Annotated in this window: 15 protein-coding genes; 8 read left to right on the forward strand and 7 right to left on the reverse strand. The window is 45.7% G+C overall.

The genetic code is table 11. The annotated features are described in order from the left end of the window. Window positions 1-67 precede the first annotated feature (67 nt). From AC27G9_RS14425 to AC27G9_RS14435, 3 genes are read left to right on the forward strand one after another with little or no spacing between them, the layout of a single operon-like run. Entirely contained in the window at window positions 68-616 is a 549-nt protein-coding gene (locus tag AC27G9_RS14425; protein WP_487075135.1) for a helix-turn-helix domain-containing protein, read from the forward strand. 1 nt (window position 617) lies between these two features. Further along, entirely contained in the window at window positions 618-1,103 is a 486-nt protein-coding gene (locus tag AC27G9_RS14430) for a GNAT family N-acetyltransferase (RefSeq protein ID WP_487075136.1), read from the forward strand. After that, entirely contained in the window at window positions 1,100-1,531 is a 432-nt protein-coding gene (locus AC27G9_RS14435; RefSeq protein WP_487075137.1) for a GNAT family N-acetyltransferase, read from the forward strand. Before AC27G9_RS14430 ends, AC27G9_RS14435 begins: the two co-directional genes overlap by 4 nt. 92 nt (window positions 1,532-1,623) lie before the next feature. Here AC27G9_RS14435 and AC27G9_RS14440 read toward each other — a convergent pair whose 3' ends face one another. Next, window positions 1,624-1,911, reverse strand: coding sequence for a YebG family protein (locus AC27G9_RS14440; protein ID WP_487075138.1), 288 nt, complete (start codon window positions 1,909-1,911; stop codon window positions 1,624-1,626). Between the two features lie 142 nt (window positions 1,912-2,053). Between AC27G9_RS14440 and AC27G9_RS14445 the strand changes: the two genes are divergently transcribed. The 4 genes from AC27G9_RS14445 (at window position 2,054) to AC27G9_RS14460 (ending at window position 8,246) form a co-directional block, all read left to right on the forward strand. Continuing rightward, window positions 2,054-2,569: an HAD family hydrolase gene (locus tag AC27G9_RS14445; protein ID WP_487075139.1), complete on the forward strand. Its 516-nt coding sequence runs from the start codon at window positions 2,054-2,056 to the stop codon at window positions 2,567-2,569. Window positions 2,570-3,197: 628 nt separating this feature from the next. Next, window positions 3,198-3,662, forward strand: a complete 465-nt coding sequence (locus tag AC27G9_RS14450) for a hypothetical protein (RefSeq protein ID WP_487075140.1) — start codon at window positions 3,198-3,200, stop codon at window positions 3,660-3,662. 380 nt (window positions 3,663-4,042) lie between these two features. Beyond that, window positions 4,043-7,876 carry a helix-turn-helix domain-containing protein gene (locus AC27G9_RS14455; RefSeq protein WP_487075141.1) on the forward strand — a complete coding sequence of 1,278 codons (3,834 nt, stop codon included), beginning with the start codon at window positions 4,043-4,045 and terminating at the stop codon, window positions 7,874-7,876. A 103-nt stretch (window positions 7,877-7,979) separates the two neighbouring features. Beyond that, a complete protein-coding gene (locus tag AC27G9_RS14460) occupies window positions 7,980-8,246 on the forward strand; it encodes a hypothetical protein (protein WP_487075142.1) in 267 nt (88 codons plus the stop codon). A gap of 56 nt (window positions 8,247-8,302) precedes the next feature. On the opposite strand, the gene AC27G9_RS14465 is transcribed toward AC27G9_RS14460, so the two are convergent. The 6 genes from AC27G9_RS14465 to AC27G9_RS14490 form a co-directional block, all read right to left on the reverse strand. Next, window positions 8,303-8,884 (reverse strand): outer membrane beta-barrel protein, encoded by a 582-nt coding sequence (locus tag AC27G9_RS14465; RefSeq protein WP_487075143.1) that lies wholly within the window; start codon window positions 8,882-8,884, stop codon window positions 8,303-8,305. Window positions 8,885-9,029: 145 nt separating this feature from the next. Beyond that, entirely contained in the window at window positions 9,030-10,406 is a 1,377-nt protein-coding gene (locus AC27G9_RS14470) for a sensor histidine kinase (protein ID WP_487075144.1), read from the reverse strand. Window positions 10,407-10,411: 5 nt separating this feature from the next. Then, entirely contained in the window at window positions 10,412-11,791 is a 1,380-nt protein-coding gene (locus AC27G9_RS14475; protein ID WP_487075145.1) for a sigma-54-dependent transcriptional regulator, read from the reverse strand. A 96-nt stretch (window positions 11,792-11,887) separates the two neighbouring features. Continuing rightward, entirely contained in the window at window positions 11,888-14,371 is a 2,484-nt protein-coding gene (locus AC27G9_RS14480) for an ABC transporter permease (protein ID WP_487075146.1), read from the reverse strand. 21 nt (window positions 14,372-14,392) lie between these two features. Beyond that, a complete protein-coding gene (locus AC27G9_RS14485; RefSeq protein ID WP_487075147.1) occupies window positions 14,393-15,109 on the reverse strand; it encodes an ABC transporter ATP-binding protein in 717 nt (238 codons plus the stop codon). A gap of 15 nt (window positions 15,110-15,124) precedes the next feature. Beyond that, on the reverse strand, window positions 15,125-16,381 hold the full coding sequence (locus AC27G9_RS14490) for an efflux RND transporter periplasmic adaptor subunit (RefSeq protein ID WP_487075148.1): 1,257 nt from the start codon (window positions 16,379-16,381) through the stop codon (window positions 15,125-15,127). A gap of 304 nt (window positions 16,382-16,685) precedes the next feature. Here AC27G9_RS14490 and AC27G9_RS14495 point away from each other — a divergent pair, with 304 nt between their 5' ends. Then, window positions 16,686-17,852, forward strand: a complete 1,167-nt coding sequence (locus AC27G9_RS14495; RefSeq protein WP_487075149.1) for an AAA family ATPase — start codon at window positions 16,686-16,688, stop codon at window positions 17,850-17,852. Window positions 17,853-17,958: the final 106 nt, after the last annotated feature.

The raw sequence follows: 17,958 nt of genomic DNA on the forward strand, positions 1-17,958 counted from the left end.
ACTTGCAATATACAAAGGGTTTCGTTAGTTTCATTTATGAGAATTTTATTCATAAATGGAAATTGCCGTGAATGACGATACCCTCGCGCGACATTTGAGTGCGATTCGCAAGAAACATGAACTCTCGTTAGAGATGCTCGCGCAACGTTCTGGCGTAAGCAAGGCGACATTGTCGAGAATTGAAAGTGGTGCAACGAGCCCGACCGCGTCTGTCTTGAACAACATATGTGCAGTTTACGGCATTACCTTGTCTCAGTTATTGTACGAGGCAGAATCCGGTGCCGTTACTATTATCCGGAATCATAGCGCCCAGCAATGGCAAGATCCCGATAGTGGTTATATTCGCACTTCGATTTCCCCTCCGACAGTTGGGTTAGGGGTTGAGCTGTTAAAAATCGAAATTCCAGCGGGTGGTACGGTCAACTATGACAAACCGCCTATTGCCGGCTTGGAGCACCATATCTACTTACTGGATGGTGAATTGGCGTTGAATGCTGAGGGCCAGCAGTACCAACTGGCCAAAGGAGACTGCATTCGTTTCAAAGCCTATGGTCCGTCGGCATATCACAATCCGAGTGAGCAGCCTGTGCACTACATCGTGGCATTGGGGCGCTAGCATGGAGATTAAGTTAGCCGATTTTTCGGACCCTCAAGTGCTTGCACTTTTGCAATTTCACCTCGATGGGATGTACGCCACATCGCCGCCAGAGAACGTCTTTGCTTTGGACTTGTCTGGCTTACAGCAGCATAACGTGTTGCTGTATACCGGCTGGATTGAGGAGGGCATGACATTGGCTGTGATAGGTGCGCTGAAAATGCACGACTCAGGCATTGCGGAAATCAAATCGATGCGTACTCATCCCAATTACCTTGGCAAAGGGTTGGCGGCGGAACTACTGCGCTTTTTACTCGAACAAGCCAAGGCAAGAAACGCTGTACAAATCAGCCTAGAAACCGGATCGGGTAAGGCGTTTGATGCAGCAATAGGGCTTTATAAAAAGTACGGCTTCATCAAAGGAGACGCCTTTGCCGAGTATCAGCCAAGCGAATTTAGCCAGTTTTTTCACCTTACTTTAAATCCGCAAGACAAGGATGTGTTATGACTTCAGCTTACTTTGTCAGCGATGACAAATCGAAACTAGATATTGGTGTGATCCACGGGTTTTTAAGCCAATCGTATTGGGCGAAAGACATTCCTCTTACTAGGGTACAAACATCCATCGACAATGCCTTGTGCTTTGGCGTGTATACTCAAACCGGTTCGCAAGTGGGCTTTGCAAGGGTGATTACAGACAAAGCGACGTTTGCTTATCTGGGCGACGTATTTGTTTTACCCGAGCACAGAGGGCAAGGATTGAGCCAGCGTTTGATGGATGCCGTTGTTAGCCATCCCGCACTACAAGGACTCAGGCGTTTCATGTTGGCGACACAAGATGCCCATACACTGTACGCGAAGTACGGGTTTACTGCGCCGGACGATCCCCAGTCGCTCATGGAAATAAGAAAGCCGAATATCTATTCGGCAAAGTAGTGGGAGAGAAATCACATCGAGTATGTGCTGGCGGCATCCCTGCTACCAGCGCAATAAAAAGCCCTGCGTTGGGGAGACAGGGCGCAAGCACCCTAGCCGTTAGCGGTCAGCTTTACCACTTCGGCCGATTCACTTGCCAATAAATCGTCTGCAGCGCTACCTTTTAAAAGTTTGGCTACAATGTCTTTGTTTTTTGCCAACATCACTGACAGTTCTTCCGCAAGCCCTTCGTCTAATTTAATCCCTTTGGCATCAATATAAGTGGCTAGGTTGTCTGCCACATCTAGCATTTTGTCGTATTGATCGGCTTCTTTTTTATCGGTAGTCACCAGCTTTTCTACCCCTTTGTGTGTAACAACATACTGTGTGGTAATGGCCATTGTTAGCTCCGTTTCGTGAAAGACATAAATACCATACAGTACGATACTGTATAAATAAACAGTATTTTGATTTATTTTTTAAACTTTGTTTTGATGCGTAGCGTAAAAGGGTTAGCAAATTCAACAAACACAAGAGGTTAACGTGCTTAACGTACCTGATTTTTCTGCTGTAAAAGGCGTGATATTCGACTTGGATGGCACATTGATTGAGTCGAGCCTAGATTTTAAAAAGATGCGCGACGACATTGGTTGCCCTCAAACGCAAGACATTCTCGAATTTATCGATGCGTTGCCGAATGCGGCAGACAAGCAAGCCGCCGAGGCGGTGGTATTGCAACACGAGCTAGACGATGCCCAGTCTGCCAAATGGTTGCCTGTGGGGCTGGCGATGATAGAACAGGCTCAGTCCTTGAGCTTGCCCATGGCAATCGTGACAAGAAATTGTCATCAAGCGGCCCACATCAAACTCACAAATAATCAGGCGCCGATTAATTTTATACTTACACGGGAGGACGCGCCGCCTAAGCCGGATCCAACAGCGTTACTCATGGTGGCGGAAGAATGGGGAATTGCGCCCGAAGAACTGATGTACGTGGGTGATTTTCGCTACGATAAAGAAGCGGCAATCAATGCGGGTATGCAGTGGTATTTGGTGTAAGAAGTTATCTGCTTCTTACAGGTTGTAAGCCAAAGGTGACCGCCGAAGCAAACATATGACGAGGGGCGCTACTACCGTCAGTTGCGAGCTGGTGATAAGCGGTTCACCTTTACTATGAATGGCCGATTGCAGTCTGTTTTCTGCCCGTTGTTAGCATGAAGACATCCGATCAGTTAGTGTATCGGCCATAGATGTTAAGTGACGGGCAATGATACGTAATAGGCCAGACACAAAAAGTACGCGTTTTTTATTTTCAGCGCCCTAACTGACTCCTTTTACCAAATCTCTCGTAAACTAGCCTACCGACGGGGATGTCACTGTCATATACCAATGAGGTGATGGCATAGGGCATCAAAAAACCGCCACGCTATATTTGACAATCGTATGTTTTATAGACGCTTTTGATAGCTAAAAACTATCGCCAACCACCATTGCTTATTATAAATATCTATATAAAGCTAATCTCTATTAAGCGTTTTTAATGACAGTGGTTTGCGCAAGACTTGATCTGTTTTCCTACGGTGATAGTACCAAGCTAAACGTAATTATTGGCGCAAATCTACTCGGGCTAGCTTCAAGAAACAGTGGCCCAGACCATCAACATCCATGAAGGAGATTGGTACACATTATGTTTACTAAAGAATTGGTTCAAGAAACACTGCAAACGTGGTGTGATAATGTCGTTGCTGTTGGCAAAGTACACACCGAAGGCGGCGATGTAGCGGCGTTTGCTACGCAGGTGTTGTCTGACAACTACGATTACGACAATGGTCATGTATTGTTCAAACCAACACTGTGTTTTGGCGAGCAAACATTCCGTCCAACCAAAGCTGGTGCTTTGTCTTATTTCGTTAGCGGCAACAGCGAGTTCCCGAATGACGGCGGCTTCATGCTTAAGCCTTGGGTTAAAGTGTGGTTCACAGACGAAGATTGCGTTTTAGAAGGCAATCTCGCTATCGTTCAGTGCAATATCCACTTCACCAGCGCGGCTGGCGATACCATCTTCGTGAACAAGAGCTTTGTATTCAAACAGTGTGACGATGGCAAGATTCGCATCGTGCTTCACCAATCTTCGTTGCCTTACGAGCCATAAGCCAAGCGCAACGCCAGATACACACAAAAATGTTCCGCTAGTCGGAACATTTTTTTTGCGTTGAATTAGCCGTGCCAGATGAATAAGGGGTGTGTGTATAATGAAACGCAATAACCACAATTAAACAGCAGTCTGTGTAAGTGGTATTTCGCGCTAGCAATCCGCTTCTCCTATTTCAGTGGGGAACCGCGAGTCGATTTATTCTTGGCACCGCGTCGTAAAAAATAATGATTGCGTGTGGTTTTTTCCTTTCCTTGCCGTTACAAAGCTTCACTTTAAAACTGGTCAAAATTTAAACTTTCGTATCATTTAATTTTCTGTTCTTTCCTGCAATGCTTAGTTGGCTGTTTAAATTTTGTCCGATTGCAGGGAGCGCAATTATGATATCTAGAAGGAATCTAACAACATTTTTTCTACACATCTTGTATGTACTTTCCATCGGCAGTCTTGCAACAAATAGCTATGGGAGCAACGTGGTGCTGCAGCACTATGTTCAAAGTGAAAGTACTCCTATGGGTAAGGTTCACGATGTTGTTCGTACAAATCATTTCACCTTTTTGGCTGCCGAGAATGGCCTTTTTCTGAAGCAAAATGGTCATTCTGAGTTACTCGCATTTACTAAGACTAACTCATCGCTAGGTACGCCAATCGCCTTGGCGCTTGAAGAAGAGCGGGCGGTCTGGATAGCAACAGCAGGGTTAGGTTTGTTTCACTTCGATCTTGAATCTTTCGCTTCGACAAAGCTAACAAGTGATTCCGTCGACCTTGCTAACATTAACAATGTGGAAGTGTGTGGACGCTATCTCGTAGTGAACTCCAATACACTTGTCCACGTCTATGATCTCGTTCGTCGCAGTTGGATTTATGATGTTTTTGTCGCAGCCAACCAAAGCAAGGTGTCATCTATCACATGTGATACTCAGCAGTTTTCCTTTATTTTTGATGATTCTGTCGTAACCCAATATTTTTTTAATTTGGAGAAAAAAGCTCAATACTTTCTCAATACGGATTTTGCCAGGCTTGCCAATCTAACGATTGCAAAATATGTAGGCGGCTTTCTTTACGTCGGCGGGCATGGAGGTATATATCGCAAAGAGAAGAACACTTGGTCTAGTTATACTTTTGCAAGAGACAGTGACAGCGTTCGTCAAGTTACGGATATATCTGAGCACCCAAACGGGACCGTATTCATTGCTGCTGGTAGTTTGTTTGAGCTTAAGGAAGACACGATTTCTCGTTCGCCAAAGCTATCGCCATTGCTGGAATTCCAACAGGAAGTGTTTATCGAGCAAATGGTCTTCGTTGAAGGCAATGAACTACTGCTAACCGTGGATAAGGTGGGTGTTGTATCGCTTCCCGTAGAGACACTCAGCCTTAAATCATTGCTTGAGCGAGAAAAAATTAAGGCTAACCCAGCGCATTATGTGGAAGAGTTTTATGCTATTTCACATTTTGATGAAGTTAACCTTTGGTTGGGACAGCACCTGTACCTTGATGTTGAGGCGTGTACAGCAACAGATATCTCAAGTCCGGCAGTATTAGTTTCACAGCAAAAAGTGCAGCAGGTACTTTGTGGTGCTGAGCGTTATCTTTCTATTCCTTATGCTAACAACAGTCAACTCGTTTTCGTGAGTCACGGATACCGAGGTACGTTCTATGAAATCGATGCTTCTGGTTTCGTGGTGGATAAGTTTCACGCACCAAGTAGCACGCTTAAGCATCTACTTTTCACGCGTTCAGGAGAGTTAGTTGCGGTCGATGACAATGGTCATTTATACGTACAAAAATCGCGATATCAATGGTTAAAGTCGTCAATCAGTGAGGCAAATTCCCTATCGGTGACGTGTCTGTATGAGCGTGATAGTGGTGTGGTTTCACTTTGCACAGATGGTGAAGGTGTCATCGATTATCATCTTAAGGATGCTGAATTTTCGCGTCTTTCAGTCGAATATACCGGGGGGACTCGATTTATTCGAGGGGCAATTTCTGACGGCATGGGCATGGAGGTTTTTGCGACTAATACCGGACTATTTGCGCATCATCGAAGCTATGGCATTTCAATGCCTATCGGAAAATTGTTTGGGGTACTGGATACAGACTTTAACGAGAATGGCGTACTAACCGCGAAAGGTAACAACGCATTTGTATTCGGTAATCAATTCACCTATCAGTTGGATCTCACCGCAATAGCGTTGGCTTTTGAAAGCCAAATGAACGTCGAAAATGAAATTCACGCAACTGTTATTTCTAAACATGAACTTGCTAAATTACATTCAGGAAAAATGGGAGCGCTAATGAAACTGCCGAGTGATTTCGGCAGTCTTACTATCGATTTTAATGTCGACACTTTTATACCTCAGCCCACTATCGGAATTGAGTATCGAATATTACCCGATGACGAACAATGGCATTCGCTAAAACAAGGTTTGAGCTCGCTGACATTGGATACTCTACCGCCAGGAGAGTATGAGTTCGAGGTAAGGGCAGTGAATAAAATCAGTTTGGCCAAGCAACCTGTCACAGCCTTCAAACTACATGTGTTGCCACCATTGTGGGCGTCTTGGCAGGCGCAGCTTGTCTATTGTGTTCTGCTGCTCAGCTTCTTTGTATGGATTTGGCAAAGGTTACAAAAAGATGAACAAAGAGAGAGACTTAAAGCTAGGAAACTCATTTTTTCACAACGCGAAAACTTAGCCGCTAGCCAAGCATCGATACGACATTTACTTGAAAAAAAGCACAAATTTCTGCATCGGTTGGCGGGAGAAATTAGTACACCTGCAATGGCAATCTCCAGTTTACTTAACGAAGGAGAGGCTTGTGCATCTACCGATCACAATAGCGCGAGAAGAGATGTTTTGTTGCGCCATAGCAGCAAAATTATCGAATTTGTCGAGTATTTCAAAGGGTACGACAATTTCCAAAACAACAGGCTATTGCCGTTAAAGCGTTATGCTCTAGCTGTTGATGGTGAAGCAATAGTTGAGTCATTGCGGCCTTTACTTGAGCGACAAAATATCGCGATGGAAAGCACATACGCATGTAATAAACATGCCCAATTTGTTGCTGATACGATTGAAACCATTGTTAAAACTCTTTTCAAAATTGCCTGTTATCTCGCTCCAAATGGAGGGAAGTCACAGTTGAAAATGTGGCAAGAAGGGCTAGATTTTCGTTTGTCCTTAAGCATTGATGCGAATCTTGATATACAGCCAATATCTGTTGAGTATGCCGATAAGCTGAGGCTCGATTTCGAGTACGCAAAATACATTGCTAGTGTAAACAATGGCTATTTATCCTTGTCTCAACTTGTTTCTAAATCCACTAGTTTTCAGCTATCGCTTCCCATCAGTGAGTTAACGGTAGATGACTATAAAGTCACGAGACCGAAAACTATGGTGCGTGAATCACCAGCCATTCTCGAGACGCCATACCGTGCAAAAACAGTCTTAATACTTGAAGAAAGTAATGGTTTAAGAGAAGTCATTACCCATGCGCTTAAATCACAATATACCTGCTATTCAACGCCAGATTTGGTTCAAGCCGAGGGTATAGTAGCGTCGATACGACCGGATTTAGTCATCGCTGATTTTAATTCGCGCAGTGAATCTGGGCTTCGCTTATTGCAATCTATTAGGGGAGTGGAATTAACCAGCAAGACGCCATTCATTATGCTTTCTAATGTGTTGACACAGTACGTTAAACAAATGAGCATGCAATCGTTGGCTGACTTATTGTTGGAGAAGCCAATAAGTAACGAAGACTTACTGCTCAATGTTGACAGTCTATTTGCTCGATCAGCGATTGGTGAAGCGCATAAGCCTAAACCATCAACGGGCTCTCATATTGGCGAAGTTTCCCCTACTTTTGCAAATGAAAAAGAACAATCGTTTTATCTCAGGTTTGTAGATGTCATATGCAAAAATTTTAACGATGAGTCATTTAATAGACACAGAGCAGCTGAATTGTTGTACATCAGTGAAAGACAACTGAATAGGAAACTTAAATCGCTTGATGTGGAAAACTTCAGTGAATACTTAAAACGTTTTCGTCTAGAACAAGCCAAGCGACTACTGGTAAAAGGTAAGGGGGTGAGTGATGTGGCTTATACCGTTGGTTTTTCGACACCGTCATATTTTACCTCGTGTTTTAAGCAAAACGTAGGTAAAACACCCAGCCAATATAGAAACGAGCATTATGGCGTGGAGTCATTGTAGCGCCTGAATAATTGGCTATCGTTATGCCAATTTTGTATTGGAGGGCTGACGATAAATTGTGTTATTGTGAGCTTGAGTCGTCAGTTTTTAAATGGAGTTAATTGTGGCCACTAATCCTACTGTAGTTACCGATCCCAGTGACGTTTTTTTCACGCTTTTTTATGTAGGCTTCGTTATTGCTCTTGCGTTTATTCACATTAATGTTGCTGTGAATTTGTATAAATTTGGTCGCAAGTACTCCAAAAGTGCTGGGCATAATCTTTTGTTCGTTCACCCGGTTTTACTGGCAATTGTGGGGTTGATATTCGGCCTCTTTGCAGCGGGTTTTGTCAATATTATCTCGAGTTTAGACCGGGCGGGGGAACGCTAACCAAGCCCACAAAAAAACGCGGCCGAAGCCGCGTTTTGTCGTTTGCCTGTTAGTGCTTAAAAGCTGTAACGCACCGTTGCACTGAATAAATCAATGTCGTCAAGTTTACGGTAGTCTGCACCCACAGATAAATTATCGGTGAAGTAGTAATTGGCACCAGCACGTAAACTCAGGTCGCTGATATCAGCGTCATCGATGTCGGCGTAGCCCAATTCACCAAACAGTTCGACTTGCTCGGCAATACGGCTTTTCACACCAGCATGCACACTGTAGCCAGTATCAGAATCACCGCCGGCATTGGTATCAACCTTTAGATACTCTAGTGCGACTACACCGTACACATCGGTTGTGCTATTAACACCATGAATGTAACCCAAGCCCACTTCACCCCAGTCGGTATCAATGTCTACACCCGCGATACTCTCGTCGACTATGGTGTAACGCCCACGGGCGAAAAAGTCCTCGTTGAAACGGTACGAGCCACCAAAATTGAAGCCTTTTTGGTCATCCCTTAGACCATCGACATCCATTTGGGTGTAACCGCCTTCAACGAAGTTCCAATCTGGAGACGCCGCGAAAACACCAGCGGAAAGCGTACAACCTAGTGCTGCGGTAAGAATCATTTTTGTAAATTTCATATTGTGTGTCCTTTAGTTAAAAAACATTCCAGTTGACGGAAATGAGAATACGCCGTCAAAACTGAACATGGTATTAACGATAATGAATTCAATATGATAGGTTATTTTGTGTACAGGTTGGTTTGTAAGAAATTATGTAAATTGACTACTGTACTTGAGTGATGAGAGGTAAGTGAAGAGACGCTCTAGCACCGCCTGCTTTGTGGTTAGACAAGGTGAAATCGCCGCCGTGATTCAGCGCAATCTGTCGGCTGAGGATAAGGCCAATTCCGCTGCCTTGTTGCTTGGTTGTGTAAAAAGGCACAAACAAATTCTCTGGGTTATGAATACCCTGACCTTGGTCGGTAATATGGATAGTGATACTGTTACGACTTGTCACCCACTCTACGTCAATTTTTGATTCAGTACATTGAGCTGCGATGTTGGCTTCGTGTGCATTTTTAAACACGTTGATTAGCACCTGTTGCAATTGGTCGCGGTCGGCATAAATACTGAGTTCAGTTTCAGGTACGCTGATGCTACATCCCTCAAACAAATGGCAAATTTGCTGCACCAGTGTCCCGAGTTCAAAAACCGTTTTGGCAGGTGGCGGTAAGCGACTTAGCTGTTGATAATCCTGAATAAAATGATTCAATGCATGGGCGCGTTCAGAGATAACTGATAGGCCCTCTTGCATACTGACTTGCAGCTGCGAGGTATCTGCACCCTCTGATGACTCGCGGGTATCAACCAATTGATTTAAGGTCTCTGCAATCGAGGCAATGGGCGTTAAGGAATTATTAATTTCGTGGCTCAATACCCTCAACAAACGCTGCCAAGCAAGACGCTCTTCATCTCGCAAAATATGTTGGATATCGGTAATGAAAATCAGGTAATGAGGAATGCCTAATTCAAAATAAGTATCGGTACGCACGTACACTTTGCGCTTGTTTTCTCCAATCTCAAACTCGCTGACTTTATTTAAGTTTTCTTGTTGTGTAGCGTCGACTAAGTTTTGCAATCCTAACGACGCTATTGGCCAGCCCTGACGGTCTTCAAAACGCTGCTGGAACAGGCGTTCGGCAGCGGGATTCATCAGTGTAATGTGCCGATTGTCATCAACGGCAACGACGGCTACGTCAATTTGATCGGTGATCTTACTCAAGAGAATTTGTTTTTCTCGGGTAATCAAGCTTTGCTCAGACAATCGAGCGGCGAGTTGATTTAACAGATTGTTGAAATCCGCGAGCGCGCCTTTAATATTTTTATTGTTCGCTCGTAAGCTGTAATCACCTGAGGTCATGGCTTCGACTAGGTTGGTTGACGTTCTGAGCTGAAACGTCACTAGCTGCCTTACTGCTAGCAGCGTGAAGCTGACGCTCGCCAACATCAATATACTGAGTAGCCATTTAAAATATGCTGAGACATCGGCGTGATACAACAACACCAGCACGACAACAATGGGCAGTGTTAACCCTTTCAGCGTCAGCCGGACAAGTTTGTCTTCAAAGGCGATTTTGGTTTGTTGAAGTCTGGCGCGCATGAGCTCTAGTTAAGGTTGTATTTGTCTAGCCTACGATAATACGCACTGCGACTTAACCCAAGTGATTCCGCGGTTTTTTGTGGATTGTGATCAAACTGCGCCAAGCGTTGCTCAATGACGTGTTTCTCAAGCTCATCTAACGTTTGTGTCATCCAAGTGGGTTGAGATTCGGCTACAGAGGCTTGCCCATGTTCAAGGGCTAAGTCCGCCGCTTCAATATCCTCTTTAGTGCTCAAGAACATCGCACGTTCGATAGTGTGGCCTAATTCTCTGACGTTACCTGGCCAATGATAGGTTTTGAGCTTTTGCTGTGCACCTGCGCTCAAAATTTTTACGGGGAGGCGGTATTTCTGGGCAAAGTGGCCAATATATTGATTCGCTAACGGCAGTATATCATCGCTGCGTTCGCGCAAAGCCGGTACATGAATAACAATGGTATTCAGCCGATAAAGGAGGTCTTGGCGAAAACTGCCGGAGCCGACTAGTGAGTCTAAATCGGCATTAGTCGCGGAGATAAGCCTGACATCAATATTCTGCGTTTTACTACTGCCGACGCGCTCAAACTGCCTTTCTTCCAACACTCGCAGTAATTTGGCCTGTTGAGCCAGTTCGATGTTGGCAATTTCATCGAGAAATATGGTGCCAGACTGGGCCAGCTCAAAGCGGCCAATGCGATTAGTACTGGCATCCGTAAACGCGCCTTTCACATGACCGAACATTTCACTTTCAAACAGTGTGTCTGAGATCGCGCCCATGTTTACAGCGATAAAAACATTGTTCTTCCGAGCAGAGTGCTGGTGCACATACTCGGCCAATAAGCTTTTGCCCGTGCCATTCTCGCCAGTAAGCAATATGCTCATGTCGCTTTGCGCTAGTTTCTTCAGTTGGTCCAGAAGCGTTACCATGGATTCAGACTTCGCCACAATGCCCGTGCGCTCGTTGTCCATCTGCTGCTTGAGCAATGCATTTTCTTGCGCCAACTTGTCGCCTGCTTGGCGAACTTGATTCAATGTGATCTGCGTATTGAGGGTATGCAGTAGACGTTCATTAGACCAAGGCTTCTGGACAAAGTCTGCAGCTCCCAACTTCATCGCTTCCACGGCAATTTCAATGCTGCTATAGCCAGTCATCGCTATGATAGGAAGGTGTTCGTCACGCTTTCGGATTTGCTCGATCAGTGCCAGACCCTCTTGTCCCGAAGTAGTGTCTTTCTGATAGTTCAGGTCAATTAGTGCGGCGGTAAATTCTCGTTTAGCGAGTTGCTCGAGTAGCGCCTGTGGTGTTGTCACCGCCACTACCTCAAACCGATGGGTTTGAAGCAAGAGCTTCAGTGCTGCGATAACACTGGTATCGTCATCAGCAACCAGTATAGAGTGTCCGTTCATGCAAAGCTTAATTCAGTTGGAGAGTTGTTGTATCAACAAACGCTATAGTGACATAAAAAAAGCACGGCATCGAACTTGAGTCCGATGCCAGAGCGATTAATTGTGATGGAGTGCGTCGCTGGGTTCCATCTGGATAACTTTTTTCGTTGGAAGAAACGTCGCCAATAGGACCATCACACTGATGAGTATCGGCATGACGGCCATCCCCAATATATAACTCATACTGCTAAATATCATCGTTTGGGACATCAAGCTGAGTAGCCACAAGGCAATACCTACACCAAAAGCAATACCAATTAGCAGCTGCCAGCTTGCTTGGCCCATAAAGAGCCCAACGATGCCTTTATCTGTGCAACCGAGTGCGCGTCGTACGCCAATTTCTTGGGTGCGTTGTTGTACGCTGTTAGCGGCAACGGCATAAATACCGGATGCTGCAAGGAAAGCTGCAACCAAACCACACAGTAAGAAGATCTCGCTCACCGCTTCAATTAACAACAATGGTTTCTTGATTAACGCGTCATAGCTTTGTACGTGATACAAGCCGACATTGGGATTCACGGCGTTCACGGCATTGGCTAACGTTTCTCTCGCCCGACCTTCAGTGCCAGTGTAATGAATCGCTATTTGCATTCTAAAGGGGCCCCAGTTATCGATGGGGTGATAACTGTTATACGATGCACTGGAGAAATCCATATAGGTGCCGTGGTAGGTGTCAGAGACAACACCAACAATAGTCGACCACTGCGCATCTGGACGACCTGCTCGGCGCACGCGTTGACCAATAGGGCTTTCATTTGGGAAGAAGTCTCGGGCGATGGATTCATTAATGATCATGCTGTCCGCTTCTTCTGTGGCGTCTCGATAATCAAAATCTCGGCCTTCTATGATTTCCATCCCCAACGTTGACCAACCATTTTTCGTTGCACCTTCGTTATTGCTGTACGGGTTTTCGCTGACAACAGGATTTTCGCGACCCTCTATCTCAAAGAAACTGGTGCCACCGCCGGTTCCTGGCAATTGGGTCATTAACACGGTGCCGAGGACATTGGGCTGTGAACGAAGTTCTGCTTCTAAATCAAAATAGAACTGTGAGCGAGCGAGGCGGTCGGTATATTCAAATTCGGTGTCTTGGCGAATGGGGTAGTCAGAAGGCGAGATCTGGATGCGAGCCGTAAGCCTGTTCTCTGTGTCTACACCATAGTCAGCGACGCCTGCGCCATAGCTGGAAACCAATAAAACGGTCGCCATGATTAGCACGACACAAGATAACAAAATCTCAGAAATAACTAAGGCTTTAGTGGTGCGCGCTGCACCCTTGCCCAGTGCTCCTCGTGTACCATCGCGAAGGACGGCGTTAAAGTCGCCATTGAGTGAACGCCAAGCTGGAATAAAGCCGGTAATCACAATCATAGAGACGATGGCGACGATTAATACGGTAAGCGAGTCAGAATCCAGTGTGGCGTGCCACCAATATGGTTTGAGGTTATCTATTTCATAGGCGCCGTCAAAAACCGCATTGGTGACGTCAAGGCCCCAACCAGCCAGCAAGATAGCCAGAATGCCGCCGATGGAGCAAACAAAAATACTTTCCCATAACATCTGTAGAATGAGGCGCTTTTGCGGCACACCTAACGCGACTCGAATTGCCACTTCCTTCACGCGTTCATTTACACTGGCTAATAGCAAGTTGCCCACGTTGATACACGCTAGCATTAATATGAGGAACACCACGATGAGTAGCGCCATAAACATGCCGTAATACTGGGTCAAAGCCGCTTTCTTGAAAGGTTCGATAGACAGATATTTGTCGTTATCGCGAATCAACCAAGGAATGGTGTCGCCAATCTCTTCCTTGATTTCTAGGGTGCGAGCATCCAATTGTGAGCGGGCGGCTTCAAGTGTTACGCCATCGGCTAATTTTGCAAAAGCATAGACAAAATAAAACTCGCGTTCAGTTGGTTTTACGGCGTTAAACGGCAAGGGCTGCCAAACTTCTGCCATGCTCGGGAAGGCAAAACCTTCGGGCATCACACCTACAACGCGAGCGGGTTCTGCGCCATCGATAGGGACTATTTTATCAATAATGTTTGGGTCGCCGTTAAAATAGCCTTGCCAAATGTCGTAACCCAAAACAATGACGTCTTCAGCCCCTTCAAAGTGATCTGACTCTATTAATCCGCGTCCGAGTAAAGGGTTAACGCCAGTGAAGCCAAACATATTGTGAGTCACATAACTGGAATTGTATTTTCGCAAACCGGCGTCAGTGCCACCGACAAAGGTTGTACCTTCATCGTAGAATCCCATTTCAGAGAACAAGGATTTGTCTTGTTGCAGGTTGTACATGTCGATTGTCATCGCGGCTCGGCGGGACAAATGGGTATGGTCGTACAAGGCTTCAACCGCAAATACCTCTTTGCCATCGTCGAATTTAATAGGCGTAAACAATAGGCTGTTTAGCAGCGAAAACGCGTACAGCGTTAGGCCCAAACCCACCGCAACAATGCTAATAATCAGTGCCGTAAACTGGGGCTTTTTGGCGAGTAAACGCGCCGCATATTTGATATCGAGTGAGAGTGACATAATCCTTTCCTCTGTAACGATTTAAGCGGTGATCGCAGTGGGTTGATTCACCAACTGGTCGGAGACAATCTGTCCATCAAAGACTTCAATCGTACGTTGCGCACGCGCGGCTGAATTTGGATCATGGGTTACCATACATACTGTTGTTCCGCTTTTGTGCAGCTGGTCTATCAGTGCCATTACGACTTGCGCATTCTTGGAGTCCAAGTTACCTGTCGGTTCATCGGCTAGAATGATTGAAGGCTTACCCGATATCGCGCGCGCGACTGCAACTCGCTGTTGTTGTCCGCCAGATAGCTGCGATGGGTAATGGTTAGCTCTGTGAGACATGTCTACCTGAGCGAGGGCTTCATCCACCCAGTCTTTGCGCTGCTTAGCACTCAAGTCTTTGCGATACGTTAAAGGAAGCTCTACGTTTTCTGCGACCGTCATGTCACTTATGAGGTTAAAGGCCTGAAAGACAAAACCAATTTCTTTATTGCGAATGCGCGCACGCTCATCTTTATCGAGTGTTTCGACGTTGTGGCCAGCCAGTGAGTATTGGCCAGCTGATGCGACATCCAATAAGCCCAACAATGAGAGAAGGGTTGACTTACCACAACCCGAAGGGCCAGTGATAGAGATGTATTCACCTTGGTTAATCTTCAAATTGATATCGTTAAGTGCGTGGGTTTCGATATCGTCGGTGGCGAACACCTTTTTTACATTCGTTAAATTTACAAGTTCGTTTGCTGACATGAGTGCATCCTCATTTTAGTTAATATTGATTTGCTGATGTTGTTCGTAAGACGACACATCCGACACAATGATTTGCTGACCAGCGGTCAACCCGCTGATAACTTCTATATGACTGGCAGAGGATTTACCGAACTCCACTTGGTGCTTACTTGCGGCATTTCCTTCGCTATCCAGTAAATACACAAATCCCTTGTTGTGACTTTTGGCAAACATGGGACGTTTGACAAACAGAGAATCAGGCATTCGTGCGACTTCAATTGTGCCCTCAACGGTAAGTTCAGGGCGGGCTTCTTTGGGGGCTTGACCAATGAGGTCGATATCAACTTGCACCACGCCGTTTTCTACTGAAGGGTCAATGCGACGCACCACACCCTCTATTTCACTAGTGCGGGTATCGATAGCGACCGTTTGGCCGATAACGACGTCTTGAATTTGATTTTCAGGGATGCGAATTTCGGCAATAAAATCGTCGCGTTTCGCGAGACGGGCCAGGTTGTTGCCGGCACTGACTTGTTGGCCAAGTTCAATCGGCATCTCTTGCACTAGAGCGTCAATGCTGGCGGTAACGGTGAGACTCGCGACTTGTTCCATGACGCGATTTAGGGTTTTCTCCATTCGTTGAACACGGGCTTCATTTGCAATTAATTGAGCCGCAACGCGCTCTTTTTGTTTCGCTAATCGGCCTTGTTCTAGCTCCCAACGACGCTTGTTTTGCGCCATTTGAATCTTGATTGTTTCGTGATCGATTTGCGATACGGCATTAAAGCCTTGGCTTAATAACTTATCTTGCGCTTCGAAAGTGAGTTTCGTGCTTTCATAGTTTAGCTTTTCATTGATAACCGCCGATTCCTGATCCAAAAGTTCAGACTCCAATGCCACTTTCTCTGCTTGCATTTGTGCCTTGAGTTCGTCCAGTTCCCATCTTGTTTCTTCGAGCTGTTGTGCCAGTTCTGGGTTACTCAATTCCATGATAACGTCACCTTGCTTAACCAAGGCGCCCGGCTTAACTAAAATGCGATCGACTTTACCGGCGACATTGGTTGCTAGCCAACGAACATCCTTTGGCGCCAATACGCCCATTCCTCGAACGGTAATCACAAATTCGCCACGATTCACTTTTTCAGTCAGTAAGCGATCGCGATTAACACTGTGACTCGCGGTAGAAAGCGATGCCCATGCGTAGGTTAATGTGACCGACAGTAAAACAATCCCCAGCACCAGCCATTTGAGCTTTTGACTGACGCCAGACTTCTTATTGATGACAATATCCATAATTCACTCAATCTAACGTTTCAATAAATCGTGTTGCATAAAGTAGGGCAAAGTATGTGCCAGAAAATAAGTTTATATTTTTCAGTTGTTTATGGTTATTTTGGTTTTCTAGATATCGTAGTGTCGCGATAATGGGACACGCGTTTTCGGGATTTAGTCCCGTTATTGGGACAACTATGTCATTGCGTTCAGTTCTCTTTGTAGTTTGTTGCACGTATTGAGGTGACCATAGTAGAACTGAAAATTCGTGCTATGGTGAAGCAATATCGCCTCAATAATGACGAGTCAAATTAAGGACAGATCCGTGCTCAAAACCCTCGCAATCACCAACTATCGCTCACTTCAGGATCTCGTGATGCCCCTCGATAGATTGAACCTGGTGACGGGCCCAAATGGTAGCGGCAAGTCGAACATATACAAGGCACTTCGTTTGTTGGCTGAAACCGCGCGTGGGGGGGTAATCAATGCGTTGGCACGTGAAGGTGGCTTAGATTCGACGTTTTGGGCTGGCCCCAAGGCCATTTCTGGAGCGATGAGCCGTGGTGATGTAGCCGTGCAAGGGACGCATAACAATAGTCAAAAGCGTTTAAGACTTGGTTTTGCGGGTGAAGATTTTAGCTATGCCGTGTCGCTCGGCATAACGCCGCCAGTTCCTTATCCAAGTGCATTCAATCTCGACCCTGAAATCAAACGTGAGGCCATTTGGCAAGGCGAGATATATCGCGCTGCGGCCGCCTTGGTAGAGCGAAAAGAGACCATGGTAAAAGTACGAAAAGCGCGGCAATGGGAGGTGGTTAGCCAACATATGCCCATGTTTGAGAGTATGTTTACCCAAATTGCCGATCCCACAAAAGCCCCAGAAGTGCTCGCGTTGAGGGAATTCATCAAGAACTGGCGTTTTTATGACCACTTTAGAACTGATGCTAATGCGCCGGCTCGCTTACCACAGCTTGGTACGCGCACCATGGTGCTCAGCCATGACGGCAGTGATTTGGCAGCGGCATTGCAAACCATTATCGAGGTAGGTGATGAAGAGGGGTTGGCAGACGCCATTGATGAGGCATTTCCCGGCGCAACGTTAAAAATAAAAGTTTCACCCGACGGGCATTTTAGTTTGTCATTTCAACAGCATGGTTTACTGCGGCCTTTATCCGGTAAAGAACTGTCTGATGGAACCTTGCGATTTTTACTCTGGGTGGCGGCGCTACTCACACCACGGCCACCGTCATTAATGGTGATAAATGAACCTGAAACGAGTTTGCACCCTGAGTTGTTACCTGCATTGGCGAATTTGATCATAAAGGCGTCTCAGAATACTCAAGTGTGGGTAGTATCCCATGCTATTCCGTTAATTAAGGCATTGGAAAAAGCTGAGGGATGCAATGCCATTCATTTACACAAACACTTTGGGCAGACAACCATTAACGGGCAAGATGCGCTTACCATGCCCCCGTGGCAATGGCCCAGATAATAGGCAGCAACGCCTCACCACGCACAACGAGGAGTTATATCGGTTTTAATACCTATGCATAGACTCTAACTAGAATGACATATGCAAACTTGTTAATCTGATATGG

This window comes from Alteromonas sp. 5NS40-0096 (genome assembly GCF_057544385.1).

What these genes read in the sequence shown, in the direction of transcription:
- AC27G9_RS14430 (WP_487075136.1), top strand. Translation starts at nt 618, where the DNA reads ATGGAGATTAAGTTAGCCGATTTTTCGGACCCTCAAGTGCTTGCACTT.
- AC27G9_RS14435 (WP_487075137.1), top strand. Translation starts at nt 1,100, where the DNA reads ATGACTTCAGCTTACTTTGTCAGCGATGACAAATCGAAACTAGATATT.
- AC27G9_RS14440 (WP_487075138.1), bottom strand. Translation starts at nt 1,911, where the DNA reads ATGGCCATTACCACACAGTATGTTGTTACACACAAAGGGGTAGAAAAG.
- AC27G9_RS14450 (WP_487075140.1), top strand. Translation starts at nt 3,198, where the DNA reads ATGTTTACTAAAGAATTGGTTCAAGAAACACTGCAAACGTGGTGTGAT.
- AC27G9_RS14455 (WP_487075141.1), top strand. Translation starts at nt 4,043, where the DNA reads ATGATATCTAGAAGGAATCTAACAACATTTTTTCTACACATCTTGTAT.
- AC27G9_RS14465 (WP_487075143.1), bottom strand. Translation starts at nt 8,884, where the DNA reads ATGAAATTTACAAAAATGATTCTTACCGCAGCACTAGGTTGTACGCTT.
- AC27G9_RS14470 (WP_487075144.1), bottom strand. Translation starts at nt 10,406, where the DNA reads ATGCGCGCCAGACTTCAACAAACCAAAATCGCCTTTGAAGACAAACTT.
- AC27G9_RS14475 (WP_487075145.1), bottom strand. Translation starts at nt 11,791, where the DNA reads ATGAACGGACACTCTATACTGGTTGCTGATGACGATACCAGTGTTATC.
- AC27G9_RS14480 (WP_487075146.1), bottom strand. Translation starts at nt 14,371, where the DNA reads ATGTCACTCTCACTCGATATCAAATATGCGGCGCGTTTACTCGCCAAA.
- AC27G9_RS14485 (WP_487075147.1), bottom strand. Translation starts at nt 15,109, where the DNA reads ATGTCAGCAAACGAACTTGTAAATTTAACGAATGTAAAAAAGGTGTTC.
- AC27G9_RS14490 (WP_487075148.1), bottom strand. Translation starts at nt 16,381, where the DNA reads ATGGATATTGTCATCAATAAGAAGTCTGGCGTCAGTCAAAAGCTCAAA.